At 35.1% G+C, this 1,146-nt stretch carries 1 protein-coding gene; it reads right to left on the minus strand.

The window, feature by feature from the left end:
• Positions 1-148 precede the first annotated feature (148 nt).
• Positions 149-1,066, minus strand: a complete 918-nt coding sequence (rnhC, locus tag GSA01S_RS10260) for a ribonuclease HIII (protein ID WP_066127316.1) — start codon at positions 1,064-1,066, stop codon at positions 149-151.
• Positions 1,067-1,146: the final 80 nt, after the last annotated feature.

The following is a 1,146-nucleotide window of genomic DNA, read 5'->3' on the forward strand; positions in this document are numbered from 1 at the left end:
CTACTTCTGGTCTACTCCCTCGTTTTGGTTGATACAAAATTCGTAGAAAGTACTAGCAACCAGCGTCTTTTGTACCTTATTAATGACTATTGGGAAGGTGAGTAGGCAAGTCAGGGAATATCATCATAACAAACGGCATAGATTGGTTTTATTTACCTAAAATCTTCTGGGTATTAGCAAAATGCAATTTAGCTGTTTTATCTAATATTTTAGGACCAAATTGTTTTACTAGGCGTCTTCCAATTTGATCAACATTTAAACCGGCACCGGATGGTAGGACGGTGTTGTAAGGTTTACCTAATTTGGTTAGCGATTCTAGAAAGGCAGCCCGTGCAATAATAGAAGCACAAGCAACTGCTAAGTGATGACTCTCGCCTTTTTTTTCAAAATAAATTTTACCTTTATATGGATTTGCTTCCTTTTTTAAATATTGATAATAATTTTTCTCGCTGGTGAATTCATCAATTAAAATACCTTGTAATTGATTTTTTTCATTGTCTGATAGCTTGGCTATTAATTTTTGTATAGTAAAATTATGTAAGGAGACTTTGATGGCATTGGCATTACGTGTTTGATTGGCTTCATTGTATTTCTCAGGAGAACATACGGTTAAATGATAAGGCACACATTCTTTAATTTGCCAAGCCAGCTCGATAATTTGTTTATCAGTCAATAATTTTGAATCTTTAACTCCTAGTTCTTTCATTAACGGCTGCTTTTCTTTCGGTAAATAGACGGCACAAACGGTTAAAGCACCAAAATAACTGCCATTTCCTACTTCATCACTCCCAATGATCGTCCAATCAGCAAAATCATGAGGTAAATGTGTAGTGGCAGCGGTTTTTGACAATGTTGTTTTTTGACTGGCAGTTCCCCAAATAGCTGCTTCATTTTCGGCACCATGACCTTGAAAAAGAACTTTACCACTTTGATACGCGGTAATGACAATGCCGTTTTTTTTGGCACGGAAAATACTATAAGGAACTGGAGACTGCATATAATGTTGATAATGTGTTGCCATTTCCTTAATTTTTTCAGGACTTAATACGAGTGTTTGACTAGACAATCGAATCCCTCCTTATTTATAAATGCTCTTTTATTATATCATAGGGTTAGTAAAGATTGAATTAAATATGAAACTTCTTC

It is taken from the genome of Globicatella sanguinis NBRC 15551 (assembly GCF_001552295.1).
Classification (GTDB): domain Bacteria; phylum Bacillota; class Bacilli; order Lactobacillales; family Aerococcaceae; genus Globicatella; species Globicatella sanguinis.